The sequence below is a fragment of the Paracoccus sigandri genome (assembly GCF_003709565.1).
Taxonomy (GTDB): Bacteria; Pseudomonadota; Alphaproteobacteria; order Rhodobacterales; family Rhodobacteraceae; genus Paracoccus; species Paracoccus siganidrum.
Window position 1 is genome coordinate 24,726 of sequence record NZ_QNRC01000031.1, and the last position, 24,583, is coordinate 49,308.

24 protein-coding genes are annotated in these 24,583 nt (G+C 68.6%); 12 read left to right on the forward strand and 12 right to left on the reverse strand.

What is annotated here, in order from left to right; genetic code table 11:
- Window positions 1–2: 2 nt before the first annotated feature.
- The gene (locus C9E82_RS19765; RefSeq protein WP_119900543.1) at window positions 3–1,145 is read right to left on the reverse strand and encodes an RsmB/NOP family class I SAM-dependent RNA methyltransferase; all 1,143 of its coding nucleotides are present in this window, start codon (window positions 1,143–1,145) and stop codon (window positions 3–5) included.
- The gene (gene guaB, locus C9E82_RS19770; protein ID WP_119900542.1) at window positions 1,142–2,590 is read right to left on the reverse strand and encodes an IMP dehydrogenase; all 1,449 of its coding nucleotides are present in this window, start codon (window positions 2,588–2,590) and stop codon (window positions 1,142–1,144) included. Before guaB ends, C9E82_RS19765 begins: the two co-directional genes overlap by 4 nt.
- Window positions 2,591–2,862: 272 nt before the next feature.
- Here guaB and C9E82_RS19775 point away from each other — a divergent pair, with 272 nt between their 5' ends.
- The 5 genes from C9E82_RS19775 (at window position 2,863) to C9E82_RS19795 (ending at window position 8,099) form a co-directional block, all read left to right on the forward strand.
- Window positions 2,863–4,002 carry an OmpP1/FadL family transporter gene (locus tag C9E82_RS19775; RefSeq protein ID WP_119900541.1) on the forward strand — a complete coding sequence of 380 codons (1,140 nt, stop codon included), beginning with the start codon at window positions 2,863–2,865 and terminating at the stop codon, window positions 4,000–4,002.
- A gap of 217 nt (window positions 4,003–4,219) precedes the next feature.
- Window positions 4,220–5,107, forward strand: a complete 888-nt coding sequence (locus C9E82_RS19780; protein ID WP_119900402.1) for an ATPase — start codon at window positions 4,220–4,222, stop codon at window positions 5,105–5,107.
- A gap of 2 nt (window positions 5,108–5,109) precedes the next feature.
- The gene (locus tag C9E82_RS19785; protein ID WP_119900403.1) at window positions 5,110–6,036 is read left to right on the forward strand and encodes a homoserine O-succinyltransferase; all 927 of its coding nucleotides are present in this window, start codon (window positions 5,110–5,112) and stop codon (window positions 6,034–6,036) included.
- 6 nt (window positions 6,037–6,042) lie between these two features.
- Window positions 6,043–6,921, forward strand: a complete 879-nt coding sequence (ppk2, locus tag C9E82_RS19790) for a polyphosphate kinase 2 (protein ID WP_119900404.1) — start codon at window positions 6,043–6,045, stop codon at window positions 6,919–6,921.
- A 137-nt stretch (window positions 6,922–7,058) separates the two neighbouring features.
- Window positions 7,059–8,099 carry an ABC transporter substrate-binding protein gene (locus C9E82_RS19795; RefSeq protein WP_119900405.1) on the forward strand — a complete coding sequence of 347 codons (1,041 nt, stop codon included), beginning with the start codon at window positions 7,059–7,061 and terminating at the stop codon, window positions 8,097–8,099.
- Between the two features lie 30 nt (window positions 8,100–8,129).
- Here the strand turns inward: C9E82_RS19795 and fahA are convergent, their stop codons facing one another.
- Together fahA and hmgA are read right to left on the reverse strand one after the other, a co-directional pair.
- Window positions 8,130–9,353, reverse strand: a complete 1,224-nt coding sequence (gene fahA / locus C9E82_RS19800; protein ID WP_119900406.1) for a fumarylacetoacetase — start codon at window positions 9,351–9,353, stop codon at window positions 8,130–8,132.
- A gap of 143 nt (window positions 9,354–9,496) precedes the next feature.
- Entirely contained in the window at window positions 9,497–10,858 is a 1,362-nt protein-coding gene (gene hmgA, locus C9E82_RS19805; protein WP_119900407.1) for a homogentisate 1,2-dioxygenase, read from the reverse strand.
- A 117-nt stretch (window positions 10,859–10,975) separates the two neighbouring features.
- Here hmgA and C9E82_RS19810 point away from each other — a divergent pair, with 117 nt between their 5' ends.
- The gene (locus C9E82_RS19810) at window positions 10,976–11,482 is read left to right on the forward strand and encodes a MarR family winged helix-turn-helix transcriptional regulator (protein WP_119900408.1); all 507 of its coding nucleotides are present in this window, start codon (window positions 10,976–10,978) and stop codon (window positions 11,480–11,482) included.
- Window positions 11,466–12,086 carry a maleylacetoacetate isomerase gene (gene maiA, locus C9E82_RS19815; protein ID WP_119900409.1) on the forward strand — a complete coding sequence of 207 codons (621 nt, stop codon included), beginning with the start codon at window positions 11,466–11,468 and terminating at the stop codon, window positions 12,084–12,086. Before C9E82_RS19810 ends, maiA begins: the two co-directional genes overlap by 17 nt.
- Here the strand turns inward: maiA and C9E82_RS19820 are convergent.
- A complete protein-coding gene (locus C9E82_RS19820) occupies window positions 12,083–12,439 on the reverse strand; it encodes a Rieske (2Fe-2S) protein (RefSeq protein WP_119900410.1) in 357 nt (118 codons plus the stop codon). The two genes, maiA and C9E82_RS19820, sit on opposite strands and share 4 nt — an antisense overlap.
- Window positions 12,440–12,590: 151 nt before the next feature.
- Entirely contained in the window at window positions 12,591–13,703 is a 1,113-nt protein-coding gene (gene hppD, locus C9E82_RS19825; RefSeq protein ID WP_119900411.1) for a 4-hydroxyphenylpyruvate dioxygenase, read from the reverse strand.
- Between the two features lie 138 nt (window positions 13,704–13,841).
- On the opposite strand from hppD, the gene C9E82_RS19830 reads away from it, so the two are divergent.
- On the forward strand, window positions 13,842–14,297 hold the full coding sequence (locus tag C9E82_RS19830; RefSeq protein WP_240643658.1) for an Lrp/AsnC family transcriptional regulator: 456 nt from the start codon (window positions 13,842–13,844) through the stop codon (window positions 14,295–14,297).
- 6 nt (window positions 14,298–14,303) lie between these two features.
- On the opposite strand, the gene C9E82_RS19835 is transcribed toward C9E82_RS19830, so the two are convergent.
- From C9E82_RS19835 to pedF, 6 genes are all read right to left on the reverse strand, one after another.
- Window positions 14,304–14,687, reverse strand: a complete 384-nt coding sequence (locus C9E82_RS19835) for a hypothetical protein (protein WP_119900413.1) — start codon at window positions 14,685–14,687, stop codon at window positions 14,304–14,306.
- Complete coding sequence (locus C9E82_RS19840) at window positions 14,684–15,328, reverse strand: pentapeptide repeat-containing protein (protein WP_240643659.1); 645 nt, start codon at window positions 15,326–15,328, stop codon at window positions 14,684–14,686. Before C9E82_RS19840 ends, C9E82_RS19835 begins: the two co-directional genes overlap by 4 nt.
- A gap of 70 nt (window positions 15,329–15,398) precedes the next feature.
- A complete protein-coding gene (locus C9E82_RS19845; RefSeq protein WP_119900414.1) occupies window positions 15,399–17,270 on the reverse strand; it encodes a PQQ-dependent methanol/ethanol family dehydrogenase in 1,872 nt (623 codons plus the stop codon).
- Window positions 17,271–17,330: 60 nt separating this feature from the next.
- The gene (locus C9E82_RS19850) at window positions 17,331–18,296 is read right to left on the reverse strand and encodes a quinoprotein relay system zinc metallohydrolase 1 (protein WP_240643660.1); all 966 of its coding nucleotides are present in this window, start codon (window positions 18,294–18,296) and stop codon (window positions 17,331–17,333) included.
- On the reverse strand, window positions 18,293–19,078 hold the full coding sequence (locus C9E82_RS19855; RefSeq protein ID WP_119900415.1) for a quinoprotein dehydrogenase-associated SoxYZ-like carrier: 786 nt from the start codon (window positions 19,076–19,078) through the stop codon (window positions 18,293–18,295). Before C9E82_RS19855 ends, C9E82_RS19850 begins: the two co-directional genes overlap by 4 nt.
- Before the next feature lie 9 nt (window positions 19,079–19,087).
- Window positions 19,088–19,762 carry a cytochrome c-550 PedF gene (gene pedF, locus C9E82_RS19860; RefSeq protein ID WP_170162158.1) on the reverse strand — a complete coding sequence of 225 codons (675 nt, stop codon included), beginning with the start codon at window positions 19,760–19,762 and terminating at the stop codon, window positions 19,088–19,090.
- Window positions 19,763–19,907: 145 nt separating this feature from the next.
- Here pedF and C9E82_RS19865 point away from each other — a divergent pair, with 145 nt between their 5' ends.
- The 4 genes from C9E82_RS19865 to C9E82_RS19880 all read left to right on the forward strand — a co-directional run.
- Window positions 19,908–20,471: a rhodanese-like domain-containing protein gene (locus tag C9E82_RS19865; RefSeq protein ID WP_119900416.1), complete on the forward strand. Its 564-nt coding sequence runs from the start codon at window positions 19,908–19,910 to the stop codon at window positions 20,469–20,471.
- A gap of 90 nt (window positions 20,472–20,561) precedes the next feature.
- Window positions 20,562–21,266: a response regulator gene (locus tag C9E82_RS19870; protein ID WP_122449374.1), complete on the forward strand. Its 705-nt coding sequence runs from the start codon at window positions 20,562–20,564 to the stop codon at window positions 21,264–21,266.
- A gap of 54 nt (window positions 21,267–21,320) precedes the next feature.
- On the forward strand, window positions 21,321–22,505 hold the full coding sequence (locus C9E82_RS19875) for an FIST N-terminal domain-containing protein (RefSeq protein WP_119901154.1): 1,185 nt from the start codon (window positions 21,321–21,323) through the stop codon (window positions 22,503–22,505).
- Window positions 22,502–24,583: hybrid sensor histidine kinase/response regulator (locus tag C9E82_RS19880; RefSeq protein WP_122449375.1), on the forward strand; the 2,082-nt coding region annotated here is incomplete at its 3' end. The genes C9E82_RS19875 and C9E82_RS19880, both read left to right, overlap by 4 nt.

Consider the following 24,583-nt stretch of genomic DNA (forward strand, 5'->3'; position numbering starts at 1 on the left):
GGTCATGCCCGCCGCAACAGCGCCAGGAAGAAGCCGTCGCTGGCCGTCAGCGGCGTCCACAGCCTGTCCTGAACCAGCGCAAAATCCTGATTTCGCTGCAGGAACGCCTGTATCTGCGCGTCGTTCTCGGCCGTCAGAAGCGAGCAGGTCATATAGGCCAGATGGCCCTTCGCGGCGACCAGCCCGGCCGCCCGGTCCAGGATCGACGCCTGGATCCGGCGCAGCTGCTCCAGCCGCTCGGGCGTCAGCCGCCATTTCGCATCCGGCTGGCGGCGCCATGTCCCGCTGCCCGAGCAGGGAACGTCCGCGACCACCAGCCCGTAATGCCCCGAGGGGCGGGCGGTCAGCGCGATCGCGGCCCCGGCGCGGCGGGCGCGGACCGGCAGGTCGCGCATCCGGTCGGGTTCGGCATCATGCGCCTCGATCCGCAGTTCCGGGTTGCGCGCGGCCAGCGCCAGCGCCTTGCCGCCGCCTCCGGCGCAATAGTCCAGCACCCGCATCCCCGGCGCGCAGGGCAGCTCCGCGCAGGCAAGCTGGGGCGAGAGGTCCTGCAGCTCGACCATCCCCTCGCCATAGGCGCGGCCCGAGGCGACGCGCCGCGCGCCCGAGATCACCCGCAGGGCCGAGGCCAGGCGCGGGTCCGGCGCGGTCTCGATCCCGTCGGCGGCCAGCGCGGCAAGGGCCTGGGCCAGGCCGGCGCGCTGGGGGTTGTGGCGCAGCCAGACCGGCGCCCGCTGCCCCATCGCCGCCGCCACCGCATCGGCGTCAGAGCCAAGCGCGCGGCGCCATTGCGGGCGCAGCCAGTCGGGAAGATTGTCGCCGGGAACCGCGTGGCCAGCCCGCTCGGACTCGGTCAGCGGGGCGGGCGCATGGCCCTCGCCGGTGAAGATCGCAGCCAGGTCCTCGCCGGTTTCGCGGCACAGCCCGATCATCAGCCCGCGCCCGCCAGGGCCGCCGCCAAGCGCGGCCAGCGTGTCGCGGCGGCGCAGCGCGTCGAAGACCAGGTCGCGGACGGCGGCGCGATCACCCGATCCGGCAAAGCGGCTGGCGCGCGACCAGCGCAGCAGCGCCTGCTCGGCCGGGGCGCCCTGCAGCACCTGGTCGAGAACGCCGATCGCGGCGCTGATCCGGGCCGCGGGGGTCATCCCAGCCGGTAATTGGGCGATTCGCGGGTGATCTGCACGTCATGGACATGGCTTTCCTTCAGCCCCGCGCCGGTGATGCGGACGAACTGGCAGTTCCTGCGCATCTCCTCGACCGTGGCGCAGCCGGTATAGCCCATGGCGGCGCGCAAGCCCCCGACCAGCTGGTGGATCACCGCATTGGCCGAGCCCTTGTAGGGCACCTGCCCCTCGATCCCCTCGGGGACCAGCTTGTCGGTCGCGGCGTCCTTCTGGAAATAGCGGTCGGCCGAGCCGCGCGCCATCGCGCCCAAGCTGCCCATGCCGCGATAGGACTTGAAGCTGCGGCCCTGATACAGGATCACCTCGCCGGGGCTTTCATCGGTGCCGGCAATGGCGCTGCCGACCATGGCGCAGCTGGCGCCCGCCGCGATGGCCTTGGCGAAATCGCCCGAGAACTTGATGCCGCCATCGGCGATCACCGGCACGTCGCCCGCCGCCCCGGCCGCGTCCATGATCGCGGTCAGCTGCGGCACGCCGACGCCCGCCACGATCCGCGTGGTGCAGATCGAGCCCGGCCCGATGCCGACCTTGACCGCATCCGCCCCGGCCGCGATCAGCGCGCGGGTGGCCTCGGCGGTGGCGACGTTGCCGGCGACCACCTGCACCTCGTTCGAGAAGGCCTTGACCCGCTCGACCGCCTTCGCCACGCCCGCCGAATGGCCATGGGCGGTGTCGATCACCACCATGTCCACGCCGGCCTCGATCAGCGCCCGGCTGCGCTCGAAGCCTTCCTCGCCCACGGTCGAGGCGGCGGCGACCCTGAGCCGGCCCAGGTCGTCCTTGCAGGCCAGGGGGTTCAGCACCGACTGCTCGGTATCCTTCAGCGTCAAGAGGCCGGTCAGCTTGCCCTGCCCGTCGGTGACCAGAAGCTTCTCGATCCGGCGCGCCTTCATCAGGCTGATCGCCTCGGCCCGGTCGGCGGGCTCGACCAGAAGCGCCAGGTTGTCGGCGGTCATCATCGCCTTGACCGGGGTGCGGTCGTCGCTGGCGAAGCGCATGTCGCGGTTGGTCACGATGCCGACCACGCGCCCCTTCTCGTCGACCACCGGGAAGCCGGTGACGTTGTAGCGCTCCTGCAAGGCCTTCGCATCGGCCAGCGTCTGCTCGGGGGTCAGCGTGATCGGATTGTAGACGATGCCGGATTCGAAGCGCTTGACGCGGCGCACCTCGTCGGCCTGCTGCTCGATGGTCAGGTTGCGGTGGATGACGCCCATGCCGCCCGCCTGCGCCAGCGCGATCGCCATGCGGCTTTCGGTCACCGTATCCATGGCCGAGGACAGAAGCGGGATGTTCATCCGGATCGCGCGCGTCACGTTGGTGGTGACATCGGCGGTCGATGGCATGACCGTCGAGGCGGCCGGAACCAGAAGCACGTCGTCGAAGGTCAGAGCCTCACGAATCTGCATGGCGGTGGTCCTTGCGGCAATTTCGTTTGGCAGTTTCCCCTTTCACGCGCGGCGGGAATTGTCCAGCCCCAACAGCGGGGCGAGATGTGGCTTTCGCGCCGCTGCCCCAGGTCGAAAGGCGCCGTGCGGCGCCAGATTCGTTGCGCCGCGGACACGCTGTCGTAAGGTCAGGTTTCCCGGACGCCGCGTCATCGCGTCGTGCCAATTGATTCATGACCTTTGGGCGTTAAGCTCGATTCCAGGGTCCCGGTGACCCGCTTTGGGAGGGAAAGATGAAACATGTGATCACAGGCTCTGCCGCGCTGATGATCTCGGCCGCGCCGCTGATGGCGGGCGGAATCGAACGGGCGCCGCAGTCGCTGGCCGCGCTGTTCGAGGCGGGCAACTATGCCGAACTGAGCTTCGGCGGCGCGGATCCGACGGTGAAGGGGACGGATTCCGCCGGTTTCGGGACCGGCGACGTCGCGAAGGGCTATGGCTTCGTGGGCCTGTCCTACAAGCACCAGTTCAACGAGAACCTGTCGGGCGCGATCATCCTCGAGCAGCCCTTCGGCGCCGATATCGCCTATGCGCCCTTCGCCGATGGCGGCTCGATGATGCTGGGCGGGACCAGCGCGACGGTGGATTCCACGACCTTCACGGCCCTGGCCCGCTATCGCTTCGACAACAACTTCTCGGTGCATGGCGGCATCCGCGGCTCGAAGGCCAGTGGCGAGGTGACGCTGGACGGCGCGGCCTACGGGCCGATCGCGGGCTATAACGTCAAGCTGGACGATTCCTGGGGCGTGGGCTACGTGATCGGCGCCGCCTACGAGATCCCCGACATCGCGGCGCGGGTCTCGCTGACCTACAACTCGTCCATCGAGCATGATTTCGACACGACCGAGAACATCCCCGGCATCCCGGTCGGCATGGACAGCACCACCACCGTCAAGACCCCGCAATCGGTGACGCTGGAAGGCCAGACCGGCATCGCCCCAGACACGCTGATGTTCGGCTCGATCCGCTGGGTGAAATGGTCCGAGTTCAAGGTCGAGCCGCGGATATTCACGCGCGCGCCCACCGCCGACGATCCGCTCGGCTTCGGGGTCGAGGGCGGACTGGTCTCGCTGGAGAACACCACGACCTACACGGTCGGCGTGGGCCGCAAGTTCACCGAGAGCTGGTCGGGCTCGGCCTCGCTGATCTACGAGCCCTCGGGCGAGCGGCTGGTCTCGCCGCTGGCGCCGCATACCGGGCGCAAGGGGGTGACGCTGGCGGCGATCTACACGATGGACAACCTGAAGATCACCACCGGCATCAACTATTCCAAGCTGGGCAATGCCCGCCCGCAGACCGGCGGCACCGAGCGCGCGCGGATGACGGACAGCGACGTCTGGGGCATCGGCATCCGGGTCGGCTACAGCTTCTGAGCGCGGCAGCGGCGCGAAAGGGGCGCAGGATCGGGCGCCGCGGAACATCCGCGGCGCCTTTCTGCGTCCCGCGACGGCCGGGGGGCTTCGCGCCCCCCGGACCCCCCGCGAGGTATTTGGAAGGAGTGCGAGGCGGACTGACCCGCTTGCTGGCTGTGCCCCCTTCCCTCGCCCCGCGCCGGGCATTACCTATGCGTCGTCGAAGATGGGGCGAAGCATGATCTATGAAAGCGGCGAGGCATGGCGGCAGGCCACGAGCAGGCGCGTGCTGCTGTTCGGCATGTCGGGGCTGGGCAAGACCCATCTGGCCAGCATGTTGCGCGAGGCCGGGGACTGGTTCCACTATTCGATCGATTACCGCATCGGCACCCGCTACATGGGCGAATACATCGCCGACAACTTCAAGCGCGAGGCGATGAAGGTGCCGTTCCTGCGCGAGCTGCTGATCTCGGACAGCGTCTATATCGCCTCGAACATCACCTTCGAGAACCTGGCGCCGCTGTCGACCTATATGGGCAAGCCGGGCAGTCCCAGCCGCGGCGGGCTGCCCTTCGAGGAATATTGCAAGCGCCAGGACCAGCATCGCCGGGCCGAGATCGCCGCGCTGCTGGACACCCGCCATTTCATGGAGCGCGCCCAGGACATCTATGGGATCGCGCATTTCGTCTGCGATTCCGGCGGCTCGATCTGCGAGGTAGTGGATCCCGAGGATCCCGAGGACCCGGTGCTGACGGCGCTGGCGCGCGAGCTGCTGCTGGTCTGGATCGAGGGATCGGAGGCGCATACGGCCGAGTTGGTGCGCCGCTTCGACCGGGCGCCGAAGCCGATGTATTACCAGCCGGAATTCCTGGAAAAGGCCTGGATCGCCTATCGCGTCGAGAAGGGCCTGGAGGCGGAGGAGGTCAACCCGGACGACTTCATCCGCTGGACCTATGCCCGCGCGCTGGCCCATCGCCAGCCGCGCTATGCGGCGATGGCGCGGCGCGGCGTCACCGTCAGCGCCGAGGAGGTCGCCGGGGTCGGCAGCCCCGAGGATTTCACCGCCCTGATCGCCCGCGCCATCGACCGTGCCATCGACCGTGCCAGCAAGAACGGGGAAGCCTGACGATGCCCATCACCCTGAACGAGAACCTGCCCGCCTACCGCATCCTGTCGGATGAGGGGGTGATGGTCATGTCTCCGGGCCGGGCCGCCACGCAGGACATCCGGCCGCTTCGGATCGGGCTTCTGAACCTGATGCCGAAGAAGATCCAGACCGAGAACCAGTTCGCCCGGCTGATCGGCGCCACGCCCCTGCAGATCGATTTCCAGCTGATCCGCATGTCGGACCACGAAAGCCGCAACACGGCGGCCGATCACCTCGCCTCGTTCTATCGCCCCTTCCGCGAGGTCGAGGCGACGGGCGAGAAATTCGACGGCCTCATCATCACCGGCGCCCCGATCGAGCAGCTGCCCTTCGAGAACGTCACCTATTGGGACGAGCTGCGCCGGGTCTTCGACTGGACCCAGAGCCATGTCCATTCCACCTTCGGCGTCTGCTGGGGCGGCATGGCGATGGCCTGGTATTTCCACGGGCTGGAAAAGCACCTGCTGGAGCGCAAGGCCTTCGGCTGTTTCCGCCACCAGAACCTTGCCCCCGCCTCGCCCTATCTGCGCGGCTTTTCCGACGACGTGCTGGTGCCGGTCAGCCGCTGGACCGAGATCCGCCAGGACGAGGTCGATGCCCGCCCGGCGCTGCGCACGCTGCTGGCCAGTCCCGAGGTCGGCCCCTGCCTGCTGGAGGATGCGGGCCATCGCGCGCTCTATATCTTCAACCACCTGGAATATGACAGCACGACGCTGAAGGACGAATACGACCGCGACGTCCAGGTCGGAAAGCCGATCAACGTGCCGATCAACTATTATCCCGACGACGATCCGACGCGGACCCCGTCGAACCGTTGGCGCAGCCATGCGCATCTGCTCTATGGTAACTGGATCAACGAGATCTACCAGACCACCTGGTACGACATCTCGCGCATCGGAGAAGGGTGAAGCATCATGTCCGACCTGCCCGAACTGCCGCTGGTCGGCCTGATCAGCGACTATCTGAAATCGGCGCCCAAGGAGCTGCGCAAGACCATCGAGCAGGGCGGCAAGAACCGCATCCTGGATCCCGGCTTCCCCTATGAGAAGCTGATGGACAAGGCGGATTACGAAAAGCGCATGGAGGCGCTCCAGCTGCAGCTGGTGCGGATGCTGCATGACGTGGTGGCGACCGGCAAGCGGCTGGTGGTGCTGTTCGAGGGCCGCGACGCCGCCGGCAAGGGCAGCACCATCGAGCGGATGCGCGAGAACCTGAACCCGCGTTCCGCCTATATCGTCGCCCTGCCGAAGCCGACCGAGCGCGAGGCGGGCCAGTGGTATTTCCAGCGTTACATCGACTGGCTGCCCGCCGCGGGCGAGATCGCGCTGTTCGACCGCAGCTGGTACAATCGCGGCGTGGTCGAGCGGGTCTTCGGCTTTTCCTCCGAGGTGCAGCGCGCCGCCTTCTTCCGCCAGCTGCCGGCCTTCGAGCAGACCCTGGTCGATGACGGGATCATCCTGGTCAAGCTGTGGCTGGACGTCAGCAGGGCCGAGCAGCTGCAGCGTTTCCTGGACCGCGAGAAGGACCCGCTGAAACAGTGGAAACTGTCCTCGATCGACGTGGACGGGCTGGCGAAATGGGACGACTATACCGCCGCCATCCGCGACACGCTGAGCCTGTCGCATTCGCCGCTGGCGCCCTGGACCGTGATCCGCTCGGACGACAAGCGCCGCGCGCGGATCGCGGCGATCCAGACGGTGCTGGCCGCGGTCGATTACGCCGGCAAGGACCTCAAGGCCATCGGCGCGCCCGACCCGGCCATCACCGGCGGCCCCGAGATCCTGCAGGGCTGATCCGGGCCTCGCCGGCGTTGCGCAACCACGCGGCACGGCCGGGCTGCGGCGCCGCCGGCTGGTGCGATCCTCTTGCGCGGCTTCCCGCGCGGGGCTAGCGTCGGGACAAATCCGCTCAACAGGAAGGCCCTTCTTTCATGCGCTTGCTGTCCACCACCCTGCTGGTTTCCGCCATCGCCGCGCCGGCATTCGCCGCCGATCCCGAACTGACCGTCTTCGACTGGGCCGGCTTCGAGGAGCCGGTGATCTTCCAGGCCTATATCGACAAGCACGGCACCGGCCCGACCTATTCCTTCTATGGCGACGACGACGAGGCGTTCCAGAAGCTCGCCTCGGGCTTTCGCGCCGATGTCGCCCATCCCTGCAGCCAGATGGTCTCGAAATACCGCGATGCCGGGCTGATCGAGCCCTGGGACACGTCGCGCATCCCGAATTTCGACAAGATCGCCCCGGAATTCCTGGATTCCGAGGTGTTCATGGACGACGAGGGCGTCTGGTACATCCCCACCGACTGGGGCGCGACCGCCATCGCCTACAATACCGAGACGGTCCCCGAGGAGGATGTCGCGACGCTGCAGATCTTCGTCGACCCGGCATACCAGGGCCGCACCTCGCTGCCGGATTCCTCGGACGATGTCTGGGCGCTGGCCTATCTGGCCACCGGCACGACCGACTGGGAGGACGTGACCGACGAGGAATTCGCCGCCGCCGCCGACTGGCTGCGCCAGGCGCATCAGAATGTCGCCGCCTATTGGTCGGACCCGTCCGAACAGGCGCAGTTGATGGCCTCGGGCGCGGTGGACGTGGCCTGGTCCTGGAACGACGGCGTGGTCTATCTGCAGGCCGACGACTATCCGGTGGGCTTCCAGCGCGCGGCGGCCGAGGGGTCGTCGACCTTCTTCTGCGGCTATGTGAAGCTGAAGAACGGGCCGGGCAACGAGGACAAGGTCTACGACTACATCAACGCCTGGCTGGAACCCTCGGCGGCGCGGGGGCTTCTGGACACGATCGGCTACGGCCATACCTCGACCGAGGCGATGGCGACCATCGCCGACGATCCCGCCGTGGCCGAGGGCCTGTCAGAGATCGACGCCCCGATCCTGGCCCAGACCCCGAACGATCCGGCGCAGCGCGAAAAGCAGCTGGCCGAGTTCGAGAAGATCAAGGCCGGATTCTGATCCGGCACGGGCGGTACCCTTCGCTCAGCCCTACAGCCGAAGCGCGGGCAGGACCGTGCCGCGGCATTCGCCGAAACCGATCCGGTATCCCGCACCCTGCGCCGCGCCGCGCAGGGTAACGGTGTCGCCATCCTCCAGGAAGCTGCGGCCCTGGCCATCCGCCAGCCGCAGCGGCTCCTTGCCGCCCCATGACAGCTCCAGCAGCGATCCGCGGCTGTCCCTGTCGGGGCCGGAAATCGTTCCCGAACCCAGCAGGTCGCCCACCCGCATCGGGCAGCCCGAGCTGGTGTGATGCGCCAGCTGCTGCGCGGCCGAATAATACATCTCGCGGTAACTGGTCCGGGCAATGACGGTTTCCGCGCCGTTCTCGGGCGTCAGGCCGACCTCCAGCGCGATGTCGTAGAGCATCGGGCCGGGCTCGTGCAGATAGGGCAGCAGGGGCCGCGCGCGTTCGGGCGTGGATACGCGGAACGGCTGCAGCGCGGCGGCGGTCACGATCCAGGGGCTGATCGAGGTCGCGGTGGCCTTGGCCTGGAACGGCCCCAGCGGCTGGTATTCCCAGGCCTGGATGTCGCGCGCCGACCAGTCGTTCAGCAGGACATAGCCGAAGATCATCGCATCGGCCCGGCCGACCGACACCATCCCTTCGGAGGGCTGGCCGATGACCGCGCCCAGCTCCAGCTCCAGGTCGAACCGGGCCGAGGGCGCGAATCGCGGCAAGTCCTCGTCGGGTGCCTTGACCTGCCCCCATGGCCTGCGCACCGGCGTGCCCGACACCACGACCGAGGAAGCCCGCCCGTTATAGCCGATGGGGATCGACAGCCAGTTCGGCGGCAGCGCATTCTCGGCGCCCCTGAACATCGTCCCGACATTCTCGGCATGATGGCGCCCGGCATAGAAGTCGGTGAACTCGCTGACCCGGAACGGCATCAGCAACCGCAGCCCGGCCAGCGGATGCAGATGCGGCGCGACCGCCGCGCGATGCGCCTCGTCCGACAGCAGCGCGGTCAGCCGCGCCCGCAGCGCCGCCCAGACCTCGGGCCCCGCCGCCATCACGGCATTCCACTCCGGCGCCGCGAACAGCGCCGGGTCCAGCCCGTGATCGACCGCCCCCACCTCCAGCACCATGTCGCCGATGGCTATTCCCATCCGCGCCCCGCCCCCGTCGTCGAACACGCCACAAGGCAAATTGTTCAGCGGAAAGGAACACTCCGCCGCATTCGCACTCTCGACCCATGACCGGATCAGGCCCATGACCGGCCTCCTTTCCTCCTGGCAATAAAGATCCCGCGGGCTTTCATCTTGGCAAAAATATCCCACGGGGGGTCGCCGGCTGGTGCGCCACTGGTTCGAGAACCAGCCGGCGACGGGTGTGAAACCCCCGGCCTTTTGGAGCGTCACTTCACGCCGGGCGTTCCGTCGAACTTCTTCTCCAGCCGGTTCCAGACCTCGATATATTCCTGCTGCATCGGCGCCTCGCGGGCGGCGAATTCGGTCAGGTGCTGGGGAAAGCGGGTCTCGAACATGAAGGACATGGTGTTGTCCAGCTTCTCGGGCTTCAGCGCGGCGTTGCTGGCGCCCTCGAAGGCGTCGCGGTCGGGGCCGTGGGGCAGCATGCAATTGTGCAGGCTGATGCCGCCCGGCGCGAAACCCTGCGGCTTGGCGTCGTAGATGCCATAGATGTTGCCCATCAGTTCGGACATGATGTTCTTGTGATACCAGGGCGGGCGGAAGCTGTGTTCAGCCACCATCCAGCGTTCGCGGAACAGCACGAAGTCGATATTCGCCGTCCCCTCCTGCCCCGAGGGCGCGGTCAGCACGGTGAAGATCGACGGGTCGGGATGGTCGAACAGGATCGCGCCCACCGGCGAATAGGTGCGCAGGTCATATTTGTAGGCGCAGTAATTCCCGTGCCAGGCGACGACGTCCAGCGGGCTGTGGTCGATCCAGGTTTCGTGGAACTGGCCGCACCACTTGATGACGACGCGAGAGCGGGCCTCGCGATCCTCGAAGGCGGCGACGGGGCATTTGAAGTCGCGCGGATTGGCCAGGCAATTGGCGCCGATCGGGCCGCGATGCGGCAGGTCGAATTTCTGGCCGTAATTCTCGCAGACGAAGCCGCGGGCCGGGCCCTCCAGCACCTCGACGCGGTAGACCAGGCCGCGCGGGATGATGGCGATCTCCTTCGGCTCCAGGTCGATCACCCCCAGCTCGGTGCAGAAGCGCAGCCGGCCCTCTTGCGGGACGACCAGCAATTCGCTGTCGGCCGAGAAGAAATATTCGTCCTGCATCGACTGCGTGACCAGGTAGACATGGGACGCCATGCCGACCTGGATGTTCACGTCGCCCGCCGTGGTCATGCTGCGCATCCCGGTGATCCAGGTCAGGTCCTCGGTCGGCACCGGGATCGGGTCCCAGCGATACTGGCCCAGGCTGGTCACGCCCGGCAGGACATGGGGCGCGGTCTTCCAGAACGGCAGCTCGATCGGCGCGAAACGCCCGACATGGCGGACCGAGGGGCGGATGCGATAGCACCAGGTCCGCTCGTTCTGGCCGCGCGGCGCGGTGAAGGCGGTGCCCGACAGCTGCTCGGCATAGAGCCCGTATGCGCATTTCTGGGGCGAGTTCTGCCCCTGCGGCAGGGCGCCCGGCAGCGCCTCGGTTTCGAAATCATTGCCGAATCCGGGCATGTAGCCGACATGGGTGCCGGTCGTGTCGCTTGCGCGGATCATGCCGCGCGGCAGGTCGTGGCGGGTCATGGCTGCCTCCTTCATGCCGCCTCCTCCGGCGGCCTTCAGATATTCATTGCATTTGCAACGATTGTCAAGAAAGCTGTTGCGTGGCTTGATGATGGAAGCCCCTGGCCGGAGGATACCATGCCCCACCGATTTCCCGAATTCGATCTGCAGCGCTTCCTGGCCTATCGCCTGGCCCGCGCCGCGCAGCACCTGTCCGAGGAACTGGCCCGCCGCTATCGCGACCGTTTCGGCATCTCGATCCCGGAATGGCGGGTGCTGGCGCATCTGGCCTATTCGGGCGATGTCTCGGTCCGCGACATCGAGATCCGCACCGGGATGGAGAAGTCGCAGGTCAGCCGCGCGGCCGCCCGGCTGGAGGCGGCGGGACATGTCGCCAAGCAGGTCAACGAATGCGACCGGCGGCTGGTCTCGCTGTCGCTGACGCCGGGCGGCTGCGACCTGATGGCCGAACTGCTGCCCGTCGCGCTGGCCTATCAGGCCGAGATCGAGCAGCGCCTGGGCGGCGCGCTGGCGGGATTCGAGGCCGGGCTGGATCGCCTGATCGGCGCCGCCGAAGACCCCGCCGACGACCGGGGAGACAACCGCGTCGAGCGCAGGGAAGAGCGGCATGATCCGGCTGCATGACTACTGGCGCTCCTCGGCCAGCTATCGGCTGCGGATCGCGCTGGAACTGGCCGGGCTGGACCATAACCGGCTGGCGGTGGACCTGACGCGCGGCGAACAGCAGGCGCCGGCCCATCTGGCGCATAACCCGCAAGGGCTGGTGCCGGTGCTGGAGATCGACGGGCTGCGCCTGGCGCAATCGCTGGCGATCATCGAATATCTGGACGAGACGCGCGGTCTTCGCCTGCTGCCGGGCGATCCCGCGGGCCGGGCGCGGGTGCGCGCCATCGCCCATGCCATCGCCATGGACATCCATCCGGTCTGCAACCTGCGCGTGACCAACCATGTCCGGCAGCTGACCGGCGCGGATTTCGTGATCGAGGACTGGATGGCCCGTTTCCTCGGCCCCGGCCTCGCGGCGGTCGAGGCGATGGTGGATGACGGCGACTTCTGCCATGGCGGCCGGCTGAGCCTTGCCGATCTGTGCCTGGTGCCGCAGATCTACAATGCGCGGCGCTGGGGGATCGATCTTGCGCCCCTGCCGCGCCTGCGGCGGATCGAGGCGCATCTGGCCGCCCTGCCCGCCTTCGCCCGCGCCCATCCCGACCGGGTGAAGCCCGCCTAGCCCGCCGCGATGCGGATCATGCCGGCGACGCTCTCGACCGGCACCGCGTCCAGGCCGCAGGGCGCGCCGGCCAGCGCCGCGCCCGTGGCGATGTCGAAGGATGCGCCATGCGCCGTGCACATCAGCCGCGCGCCATCGGCGGACAGGATCTGCGGGCCGCGAGAATCCAGCGGCAGATACTGATGCGGGCAGGCATTCGCGTAGGCGCGCAAGCCCGCATCGGTGCGGGCGATCAGCAGGGGAAAGCTGCCGCGCGGCGTCGCGACCTGGACCGAATGCACGGTCCCAACCTCGCTTTCGGGGCAGATCGGCGTGCCCGGCGCGGGGGCCGAGGCGTAATCGGTCCAGGACATGCGGCCTCTTGCGTAAGGCGCGCCCCCGTTGCGACGGGTGGCGCGGCCGGGACGGTCCTGCTGCGTTCCAACAGATTGCCGAAATGCCGCAGCTTCCTGTTCTGGCGCATTTCCGGGCGCAAGATCGGCGCCCGATCTTGCGGGAAATGCTTCAGGCGGCGGGATCGGCGCTGAGAACGCCGCGGCGGATCTGGTCCTCCTCGATGGATTCGAACAGGGCGCGGAAATTGCCCTCGCCGAAGCCGTCATCGCCCTTGCGCTGGATGAACTCGAAGAAGATCGGCCCGATCACCGTCTTCGAGAAGATCTGCAGCAGGATCCGCGTCTCGCCGCCGCCGACCACGCCTTCGCCGTCGATCAGGATGCCGTGTTTCTTCATCCGCTCGATCGGTTCCTCATGCCCCGTCACGCGGCGATGCGACATCTCGTAATAGGTGTCGGGCGGCCCCGGCATGAATTCCATCCCCGCCGCCGCGATGGCGTCGGTCCCGGCATAGATGTCCTCGCTGGCGATGGCGATGTGCTGGATGCCCTCGCCCTTGTATTCGCGCAGATATTCCTCGATCTGGCTGTGATCGTCGGTGCTTTCGTTGATCGGGATGCGGATCTTGCCGTCGGGCGAGGTCAGCGCGCGGCTGACCAGGCCGGTCTGCTTGCCCTTGATGTCGAAATACTTGATCTCGCGGAAATTGAACGTGTCGTGATAGAACTTGTACCAGGTGTCCATGTTGCCGCGGACGACATTGTGGGTCAGGTGGTCCAGGTAATAGAAACCGAAGCCCTCGGGGCGCGGGTCCGGTTCGACCAGCCAGTCGTAATCGGCCTCATAGGCGCTGCCCTCGTCGCCATAGCGGTCGATGAAATAGAGCAGCGAGCCGCCGATGCCATGGACCGCCGGGGCCTCGATCGACTTGCCCTCGCCCGTATATTCCCGCGCGCCCAGGTCCAGCGCCCGTTTCAGCGCCACCTTCGCATCGACGACGCGCCAGGCCATGGCCGGGGCGCAGGGGCCGTGTTCCTTGACGAAACCCGCCGCATGACCGTCGGGATCGGCATTCAGCAGATAGTTGATGTCGCCCTGGCGATAGAGCGTGATGTCCTTCGACTTGTGCTTCGCGACCGGAACGAAGCCCATCTGGCGGAAGATCCGGTCGAGGATCTCGGGCTGCGGATGGGCGAATTCGACGAATGCGAAACCGTCGGTGCCGGCCGGGTTGGCCTTGCTGATCGTAGCCTTGGGGGCGTTGTGCGGGAAGGGTCCCATGGCGCGCTCCTCTCCTGTTCGCTTGCTTCCCGGAGATGATGCCGCAGCGCGGCCGCAAGATGCTTGCAAATCGCGCCGGATCGGCGATGCTGATGCACGGTATTTGGACGATATCGCGACGGGATGCAGGAAACGCGCATGGACAGCTTCGATCATGCAATACTTGCCGCATTGCAGCGCGACGGCACGATGACCAATGCCGCGCTGGCCGAGGTGGTGAACCTGTCGGCCTCGCAATGTTCGCGCAGGCGTGCGGCGCTGGAGGAAGCGGGGGTGATCGAGGGCTATACGGCGCGCCTGAACCCCGCCGCGCTGGGATACGGGTTGCGCGCGGTCATCCGGGTGAACCTGCGCAGCCACGGCCAGGGCAAGGACGACGATTTCGCCCGTTTCGTCACCGGCCATCCGATGATCCGCTCGGCCTTTTCGGTCTCGGGCGATGCCGATTACGTGCTGGACATCCGCGCCCGCGACCTGGACGCATTCGCCGATTTCATCCACCGCCACCTGCTGCCGCATCCGCAGGTCGCGCAGGTGCGCTCGGAAATCGTGCTGAAGACGCTGAAGGACGAGCGCGGGCTGGCCCTGCCCTGAAAGGCGTCAGGGCGGGTCCAGCCGGATGGTCCAGCCGCCGGTCGCATTGACCTGCAGGTGATAGCGGCCGGGTTCCTCGATCAGATGCCGCCCCGCCCCGGCCCCGCCGCGATGCAGGTTGCGCACCACCCGGCCCTGGTCGTCCAACAGATACAGCACCATCACCGCATCGTCGCTGTCGAAATGCATCTCGACCGGGGCGCTGACCTCGAAAGGCTCGGTCACGCCGCTGCCCTTGCCGTGGAAGGCGCGCCCCTGCCCCGCAACCGGCAGCGCGTCATAGCAGGCCAGCCGCGCCGCATCCTCGGCCATCGCGCGGCAAGCGGCGAGGCCGGGATCGGCCCCCGCCGGCCCGGCCATCAGCGCGGCCGCCGCGCCAAGGCGGATCACCAGTCGACCGGGCACCCTTCGCAATTCTCCATATGCACGCCTTCCCAGATGGCGAAGCGGATGTTGTTGGCCGCCAGATGCGCCTCGGCCAGGTCGGCGTGATAGAATTTCGCCTCGGCCAGGTTGGCGGCGACGATCCGGCAGCCGACGAATTTCGCCTTGTTCGCCCAGACCGCCTCCAGCGAGGCCGCCGTCAGGTCCGAGCCGCTGAAATCCGCCCCCGCCATGCGCGAATAATCCAGCGAGGCGCCGGTCAGGTCGGCACCGCGCGCGACCAGCCCCTGCAGGAAGGCCTTGCCCAGATCCGCGCCGCGCAGATCCGCCCCCGACAGGTCCGCCCCCTTCAGCGAGGCACCCGACAGGTCGGCCCGCGTCAGGATCGCGCCGCGCAGATCGGCGCCGTCCAGCACCATGCCCGACAGGTCCTGGTGCGACAGGTCGATGCCGGGGCAAGAGGCATCGGCGGCCAGCTCGCAACCGTTGATGGTCTGCGGGCCTTCGGGGCGGTCGTCGCTGTCGACAATGATCCGATAGCTGGTATCGGGCTGGATCTGCATCTGCGGCGCGGTCTCGGCCCAGGTCGCCGGACCGGCCAGCGCGACAGCAAGCGCCAGCGGCGCGGCAGGGAAAGCTCGGGTCATCGCGGTCCTCCTTCCATGGCGGTGAATGATGGGACGGGGGCCGCAGGCCGGCCCCCGCCCGTGGTCCGGCCTATTCAGCCGAGGCAAGCACCTCGTCGGGGATCTCGAAGACCCAGAACGATCCGCCCTGGCTGACCTGGGTGGTCAGCGTGGCCATGTCGCCGCCCCACAGCGGCACCGCGCCGCCATAGCCCGAGGCGATGCCCAGATATTGCTTGCCGTCCATCTCCCAGGTGATCGGCATCGACACGATCCCGGAACCGGTCTGGAACTTCCACAGCTCCTCGCCGGTCTCGGCGTTGAAGGCCTTGACGAAACCGTCCGAGGTGCCGGTGAAGACCAGGTTCCCCGCCGTCGCCAGGGTCCCGGCCCAGAGCGGGAATTCCTCGCGATGTTCCCAGACCTTTTCGCCGGTGGCCGGGTCATAGGCGCGCAGCGTGCCGATATGGTCGTCGAACAGCCGCTTGATGCGGAAGCCCTGGCCCAGATAGGCGGCGCCGGCCTGGTAGGTGACTTCCTCGGTCCAGTAATCCTCGGTCCAGTTGTTGGCGGGGACGTAGAACAGGCCCGTGTCCTGCGAATAGGCCATCGGGTTCCAGTTCTTGCCCCCCAGGAAGGGCGGCGTCACCTGGATCGTGGCGCCGCGCGCTTCGCCTTCCTCGGGCAGCGGCGGGCGCTGGCCCTCGACCTCGACCGGGCGGCCGGTTTCCAGGTCGATATGGCTGGCCCAGGTGATCTCGTCCACGAAGGGGAAGGCGTTCAGCAGCGCGGTCGGCTTGTTGATTTCGGTGCCGCGTTCCGACAGCGCGTCGATATCGGTGACGTAGAAGAAGCCGTTGCGGTCGGCATGGGCGCCGGCGCGATGGGTGTTGCCGTCCTTGTCGGTATAGTCGAACAGGATGATCTCGTTATTGCCCGAGAAGTCCCAGGCGTCGTTCGGCGTGTGCTGGTAGAAGCCGACCACCTCGCCGTCGGTCGGGTTCACATAGGCCTGACCCGAGGTATAGAGGCTGTCGTAATCCCAGAAATTCTCGCCCTGCGACCGCGCCCAGGTGTTCCAGGGCGCCGGGTTGCCGGTGCCGACGATGATCGTATTGGTTTCGGGATCGAAACTGGCCGATTGCCAGGGCGCGCCGCCGCCGTGATGCCAGGCCTCGACCTTGCTGCCATCCTCGTTGACCGGCCAGCTGGGCGCCGCGGCGTCGCCGGTGGTCGTGCTGTCCTGGCCGTTCAGGGTGCCCATATGGCCCTCGACGAAGGGCCGCATCCAGATCTCCTCGCCGGTATCGGGATCGCGGGCATAGAGCTTGCCGACCACGCCGAATTCGTCGCCCGAGCTGCCGTGGATCAGCATCACCCGGTCGGTCTCGGCATCCTTGATGATGGTCGGCGCGCCGGTCAGCGTGTAGCCGACCTTGTGATCGCCGAACTTCTCGCGCCAGACGACCTTGCCGGTGTTCTTGTCCAGCGCATAGATCGAGGCATCCAGCGCGCCGAAGAACACCTTGTCGCCATAGATCGCGGCGCCGCGGTTGATGACGTCGCAGCAGGGGCGGATGTCGTCGGGCAGGCGGGCCTCGAACTTCCACAGCCGCTCGCCGGTCTTCGCGTCCAGCGCCCACATCCGGCTGTAGGAGCCGGTGATGTAGATCACCCCGTCATGGACCAGCGCCTGGGTTTCCTGCCCGCGCTGCTTTTCATCGCCGAAGGAAAACGCCCAGGCCGGGCGCAGGTGGCGGACGGTCTCGGCATTGACCTGGTCCAGCGGGGACCAGCGTTGGGCGTTGTTGCCCATGCCGTACATCAGCACGTCCCCGGTGGTCTCGTGGTCGTTCAGGATGTCCTCCCAGGTGACATCCCTGGCCTGGGCGGCGCCGAGGCTGCCCGCGACCGCAAGCGCCAATGCGCTGGCCGTCGGATAGGTGAAAAGCTTGGCGTACATGTGCTCCTCCTTACGCTTGTGCTTCGTGACGGCTTGCGCCGCTGGTCGGTCGTCTTCGCCTCAGGTCCCGCCGATCACCGGCAGGGCGTCGCTTTCGAAATCGCGCCAGCGCTGGACCACCGCGCGGCGGTATTCCTCGGGATTGGCGCCAAGGGATGCGAATTCGGGCATCGGGCCGGCATGGATCGCCTCGGCCGGGGCCAGCCCCAGCCCCGAGGCCCGCGCCATGCGCCCCGCGAAGGCCCGCAGATAGGCGCGGGTCTGCGCCAGGGCGGCGCTGGAGCGGTGGAACGGCCCATGGCCGGGCACCACCCCGCCGGCGCCGATCGCCGCGATCCGGTCCAGCCCGGCCAGCCAGTCCGCGATGGCGGCATCGGGAAAGCTGGGCGCGCGGTCCAGAAACAGCATGTCGCCCGCGACCAGGGTTCCGGTCGCCTGATCCAGCAGCAGCAGGTCGGCCTGGCTGTGGCCCGACATGGCGATCAGCCGCAGCGCCCTGCCGCCGATGACCAGCGGGCCGGGCGCGGCATCCGCGGTCGCCGGCATGAAGGCGGTGCCGTTCATCCAGCTGCCCAGGATGCGATAGAGGTTGTCCGAATAGCCCTGCCCGTTTTCCGCCTGCAAGGCGCGGCTTTGCGGCAGGGCGAGGATCGGGCGATCGGCGAAGGCCTGGTTGCCCAGCCAGTGATCGGGATGGTGATGGGTGTTGACCACCGCCGCCACGCCGCCGAATTTCTGATCCGCCAGCTGCCGCAGCGCCGCGCCCTGCCGCGCGTTCGAGCCGGTATCGACCACCACCGCCCCCTCGGGCGTGGCCAGCAGCACGATGTTGCAGATCGCCCCGCCATTGGTCCGCGCGAAGCTTTGGGCGGCGCCCTCGATCATCCAGACGCCGTCGGCGACCTCGACCGGGCTGGCGGGATCGGCCGGGCTCAGCGCGACGGCCGGGCGCAGCGCAAGGGCGGCGGCCCCGGCGGCCAGCACCCCGCGGCGCGTCGGACGAGGCGTGGGACGCAGGCCGGTCACGCCCCCGCCTCCAGCCGCCCGCGAAAGCGATGGCCGATATTGTCGCGCGCCCGGACGATGACCGGCCCCCGCGCCAGCTCGGGCGGCAGCAGGAAGGTCAGCTCGGGGTTTTCCTCCAGCGGCTCGTGGATCTGCAGCCGCGCGATTTCGGCGCCCTCGGCATCCTCCAGCGTCAGCTCGGTCAGGTGATGGGCGGGGATGCCGTCGGCCAGCCCGGTATCCATCGGATGGCGGATCGTCACCCGCAGCCGCCCCGTGTCCGGCCACAGCCGTCCGCGCATCTGGCCGAACCCCTCTTGCCAGTCGGGCCGTGCATGGGTGGCGGCGGGGGCTGTGCAGCCGCCACCCATGGCATCGACGAAGGCGCCCGCCATCGACCAGCGCGGCGGGGCACCCCCGTCGATCACCTCGGCCGAGGCGCGGATCGCCCCGGCCATCTCGTATTTCACGCCGAAGCCCAGCAGCGGCAGCGCGCGGCCCGGATGGAAGACCAGCCCGACCGCGAAGGGGCTGTAGTCGATCGTCACCACGATCCGCGCGACCGGCCCGGCCACGCCCGTCGCATCGACCAGCACCGGCACATGGGCCGGGTCCTCGGCCGAAGCCGGGGCCAGCAGCAGCATCGCCGGATCCATCGCCCAGTCCCGCGGATCGCCCAGGTGATCCTGCCGGTGATGGGGCCACATGCCGCTGTCGAAGGGATCGGCCTGCGGATCCCCGGCCGCGACAGGCGCGGGTGCGCCCGCGCCTCTGGGCAGCAGATGGGTCAGAAGCCGGGCCATCGCCGCGCCTCAGTTCCGCAGCGCCGAGGTCAGGGTTTCCAGCGCCGCGTTCACATGGCCGCTGTCGCGGGTCAGATACCAGGCCGCCTGGTCCAGGACCGAGACCGCGCGCGGCGCGCCCGACAGCGCCTCCAGCCCCTTGCCCGCCTCCTCCAGTTCGGGGGCCAGCGCGACGGCGGCGGGCTTGTCGTCCTTCACCTCGGCCAGCCGGTCGCGCAGGCTACGGATCGTGTCGACATTCTCGGCCAGCTGCTGGTCGTCGGGGCGGGTCTCGACATAGGTGCGGATCGCCCAGATCGCCTCGGGGGTCAGGATGCCGTCGAAGGGCGGCATCTTGACCGCGCCGTTCTGCTCATAGCCGTTCAGCACCCGGTCCAGATACCATTCGTCGCCGAAATCGTTGGCCTCCAGGAAGCGCAGGTCCGGGGCCAGCCCGCCCGAGATCGCCTCCAGCCCGTGGCAGCGCGCGCAATTGGTGTTGTAGCCCTTGGCGCCGATCTCGACCGCCTTGAACAGCACCGCCGGGTCGGCCTCGCGCCAGGGGTTCTCGCTGCCCAGTTCCTCGGGCAGGTCGGGCAGCCCGGTCGTGTCCACCGATTGCGGGGCGGTGTCGCCGTGCCCCAAAGCGGCCATCGTTCCCAGCAGAACGGCAAATCCGGCCATGATCGTCGTCTTGGGCAGCATCGCGTTTCCTCCAGTCGCGCCTTTGTGACCGACTGTGTTGCGTGAGGCCCGTTCCCGGCAATTGGCCAATGGTCGAGCCGCCGGGGCAAGGTCTTAGGCGAAAGGTCGAATTTTGCCCCGCCCGCCGCTGTGGGACGCTGACGCGATGAGGTTTGTCGCGCATATGGCCGTCCTGGCACTGGTTTCTCTGCAACCGCAGCCGCTTGCGGCCGAGGATCTGTTCGACGCGGGCAGCGGCTTGCGCATCGCCGCCTACCGGGCGCCGGTGCCGGGCAGCGTGCCCGGCGGGCGGGTGATCGGCGCCGACGACCTGGCCCGGATCGCGGCCGAGGGCGCGCTGCTTCTGGACGTGCTGCCCGCGCCCGGCCACATGACCCGGCCGGATGGCAGCTGGATCATGCCCGAGCGGCACCAGACCATCGCCGGCGCCGTCTGGCTGCCCGAGACCGGCCGGGGCGATATCGCGCCGGATATCGCCGACTACCTGGACCAGTCGCTGGCGCTCTGCACCGGGGGCAAGCGCGCGCATCCCATCGCCGTCTTCTGCCGCAGCGATTGCTGGATGAGCTGGAACGCCGTCCAGCGCATCGCCGGGCTGGGCTATGACAACCTCTACTGGTTTCCCGGCGGCATCGAGGAATGGCAGGACCTGGGCCGCCCGATGCAGACCGCGATCCCGCTGCCCGTGGGGGCCGCCGCATGCCGCTGACGCCGCCGCCCGGCCGATCGCCGGAAACGGCAGCGATGGACCTGCGGCCATCCTGTTCTATACTGTCGGAAACATCCTGCGAGGTCGGCCATGACGCAGCCCCCGGCGCCCCCATCGCCCCCTGAGACCCCGCCCGCCCGGCGCATCGCCTCGGCGCTGATCGTCGAGGATCACCCGCTGTTCTGCGACGCGCTGTCGATCACGCTGCAGATCGTCGGCGGGATCACCAGCGTGCGCACCACCGCCTCGATCGGCGAATGCGTGGAACTGCTGCGCGAGGGGGCCCTTCCCGACGTGGTCTTCCTGGACCTGAACCTGCCCGATGCCGACGGGCTGGACGGGCTGTTGCGCGTCAAGAAGGCGGCGGGCGAGGCAGCGATCCTGATCGTGTCGTCGCTGACCAGCCCGGCGATCATCGCGGCGGCGCTGGATTACGGCGCCTCGGGCTATGTGCCCAAGCACAGCCAGCGGCATGTGTTCCAGGCGGCGCTGGACGCGATCGCGGCGGGCAGGACCTATCTGCCCGAGGGCTTCGTGCTGTCCGATCACGGCAACGCCCGGCCCGCCGCGCCGACCCGCGCGCGGCTGGAAAGCCTGACCCCGCAGCAGGCGCGGATCCTGTCGCTGATCAGCGACGGGATGCTGAACAAGCAGATCGCGCATGAACTGTCGATCGCGGAATCCACCGTCAAGGCGCATGTCACCGTCATCATGCGCAAGCTGGGCGTGCAGACCCGGACCCAGGCGGTGCTGGCGGCGCAGGCGGCAAGGTTTGACAGCCTCGCGGCGCGGTGACATGCTGCCCCTCGGCTCTGCTGGGGCCGGGGGGATCACAACAGAACGGGCAGGATGGACGGCGGCCACGACGCCACCGCTGGGACGCAGGAACCCGCGCCGAGGACGGCGGGCGGGCCGCGGCTGTTCCGCACCGCCCGGATCGCCGCCGGCCGGCCCGACGCGGCGCGCCACCTGGCCGCCGAGCTGGGCCCCGACCTGGCGCTGGTCCTGCTGTTCGTCTCGACCCAGGCCGATTTCGCCGGCGTCATGGCCTCGGCGCAGGAGGCCTTTCCCGGCACCGAGATCCTGGGCTGCACCACCGCCGGAGAGATCGCCGGCGCCTATGTCGAGGGCGAGATCGTCGCCGTCGGCCTGCCCGCGCGCGATTTCGCCGCCCGCGTCGTGCCCGTCGAGGACCTGACGCAGCTGGACGGCAACCGCCTGATCGGCGACATGATCCGCGCCCGCCAGATCCTGGGCACCGCGCATTCCGACTTCACCCATGAATTTGCCTATCTGATGGTGGACGGCACCTCGTTCCGCGAGGATGCGCTGATGGCCGTCGTCTCGCAGGGGCTGGGGCCGGTGCCGCTGTTCGGGGGCTCGGCCGGGGATGGCACGCGCTTTCGGCAAAGCCAGGTCGCCCATGGCGCGCGGGTCCGCACCGGCGCCGCGCACCTCGCGTTCATCCGCACCCGCTGCCCGATCCGGGTCTTCAGCCTGGACCACCTGGATGTCGGCAGCCAGCGCATGGTCGTCACCCGCGCCGACCCGCAGCACCGCCGGGTGCAGCAGATCAACGGCGCCCCCGCCGCCACCGAATATGCGCGCATCCTGGGCAAGGACCCGCGCCAGCTGGACCCCTTCACCTTCGCCGCCCATCCGCTGGTCGTGCGCGCCGGCGGGCGCTATCACGTCCGCTCGATCCAGCGGGTGGTCAACGACACCGACCTGGTGTTCTTTTCCGCCATCGACGAGGGCGTGGTGCTGACGCTCTCGCATCCGCGCGACATCGCCCGCACCCTGTCCGAGCGGCTGGGCGCGATCACCGCCGAGGGGCGGCTGGACGGCATCATCGCCTGCGACTGCATCCTGCGCCGGATCGAGGCGCAGCAGAAACAGGCCAGCCATGCCGTCGCCGACGTGCTGCGCCGCCACCGCGTCACCGGCTATTCGACCTATGGCGAACAGTTCGGGGCGATGCATGTGAACCTGACCATGACCGGCGTGGCGATCTTCCACCCCGAGGGTGAATGACCATGCCCGCCGGCAGCATCTCGGACGACCTGGTCGATCCGTCCGAGCCGCCCCAGATCCAGATCGACCGGCTGAAGACCATCGCCGCCGCGCTGATGCGCCGGGTCGAGATGCAGACCGACCGCAACGGCGCCGACTACGCGCAGTTCGAACGCGCCGCGATGCTGGAGGAGCAGGTCCGCCGCCGCACCGCCGAGCTGGAACGCGCGCTGGCGCTGCTGAACGAATCCAATGCCAAGCTGTCGACCGCCAACCATGAGATCGAGGCCGCCCGCCGCGACCTGGCCAGCGCCATCGAGGCCGTGCAGGAAGGCTTCGCGCTGTTCGGCGTCGACGACGTGCTGCTGCTGTTCAACGGCCGCTTCTGCTGGCAGATGCCCGAGGTCCGCGCCCAGCTTCGCCCCGGCCTGCCCTTCGCCGACTATATCCGCATCGTCGCCGCCTCGAACATGCTGCAGCTGCCCGAAGGCGTCACGCCGGACAGCTGGGCCGCCAACCGCATCCACCGCCACCGCAAGGACCACATCATCTTCAACCTGGCGCTGAAGGGCGACCGCTGGCTGCAGATCTCGGAACACCGCACCGCCAATTCCGGCACCGCCATCGTGCAGACCGATGTCACCGACCTGATGCGGGCCGAGCGCGAACAGCGCGACCGGCTTCTGGACAATCAGAGCCGGATCGTGCGGGCGACGCTGGACCACCTGAACCAGGGCGTGGCGATCTTCGACGCCGACGGGCTGCTGGTCGGCTGGAACAACCGCTTCAAGGTGCTGACCGGCCTGCCGCCGCATACCTACAGCCTCGGCACCCGGTTCTCGCGCGTGGCGGAACAGATCCTGCAGCGCTTCTACATGCAGCAGGCGGTGGCGCAGCGGCGGCTGGCGCAATGGATGCGCGACCAGGGCCCGCGCGAGCCGCTGATGTTCGAGCTGACCCAGCGCGACAGCGGCCGCATCCTGGACAGCTTCACCCAGCGGCTGCCGGACGACAGCTTCATCGTCACCTTCACCGACGTGACCGCCGAACGCGACGCGGTGCGGCGGCTGGCGCGTGCGAACGAGGAGCTGGAGGCCCGCGTCGCCGCCCGCACCGAGGAGATGAAGGACGCCCTGCTGCGGGCCGAACGCTCGAACGCCTCGAAGTCGCGCTTCGTGGCGGCGGCCAGCCACGACCTGCTGCAGCCGCTCTCGGCCGCGAAGCTGTACCTGTCCACCGCCGAGGCCGCGGGCGAGCATCCGAACGTCAAGAAGGCCAGCGAGGCGCTGACCAATGTCGAGCGGATCATCGAGGCGCTTCTGGACATCTCGCGGCTGGACACCGAGGAGGAACAGTTCGAGCTGGTCGACCTGCCGCTGAACGAGGTCTTCGGCGCGCTGTCCCACGCCTTCGCGCCCGCCGCCGCCGCCAAGGGCCTGCGCTTCCGCATCCGGCCGACGCGGGAAACCGTGCTGAGCGATCCGATGTATCTGCAGCGGATCGTGCAGAACCTGATCTCGAACGCGATCCGCTATACCGAGACCGGCGGCATCCTGGTCGGCGCCCGGCGGCGCGGCGACCGGCTGCGGATCGAGGTCTGGGACAGCGGCATCGGCATCCGCGACGAGGACCGCCCAGTGGTCTTCGAGGAATTCCGCCGGCTGCACCGCCGCGCCTCGGCCTCGGAGGGGATGGGGCTGGGCCTGGCCATCGTCGAGCGCGCCTGTTCCCGGCTGGGCCACGCGGTCGAGCTGTGCTCGCGTCCCGGCCGGGGCAGCGTCTTCCGGGTGACGGTCGATCTGTCCTCGCGATCCGGCCGGGCCGAGGCGGCGTCGCGGGGGCAGGTTCCGCAGCTGCGCCCCTCGCTGGCATCGGCCGGGCTGCTGGTGCTGCTGGTCGACAATGACGACGAATTGCGCCGGGCGCTGGTCGCGCTGCTGGAGCGCTGGGGGGTCAGCGTGCTGGACGCGCAGGGCCCCGACGAGGCCATCGCCCTCTTGGAGGAGATGGAGATCGCGCCGGATGCGCTGCTGATCGACTATCAGCTGGATCACGGCGCCAACGGGCTGGAGCTTGCGGCCGCGCTGCACCGCCGCCAC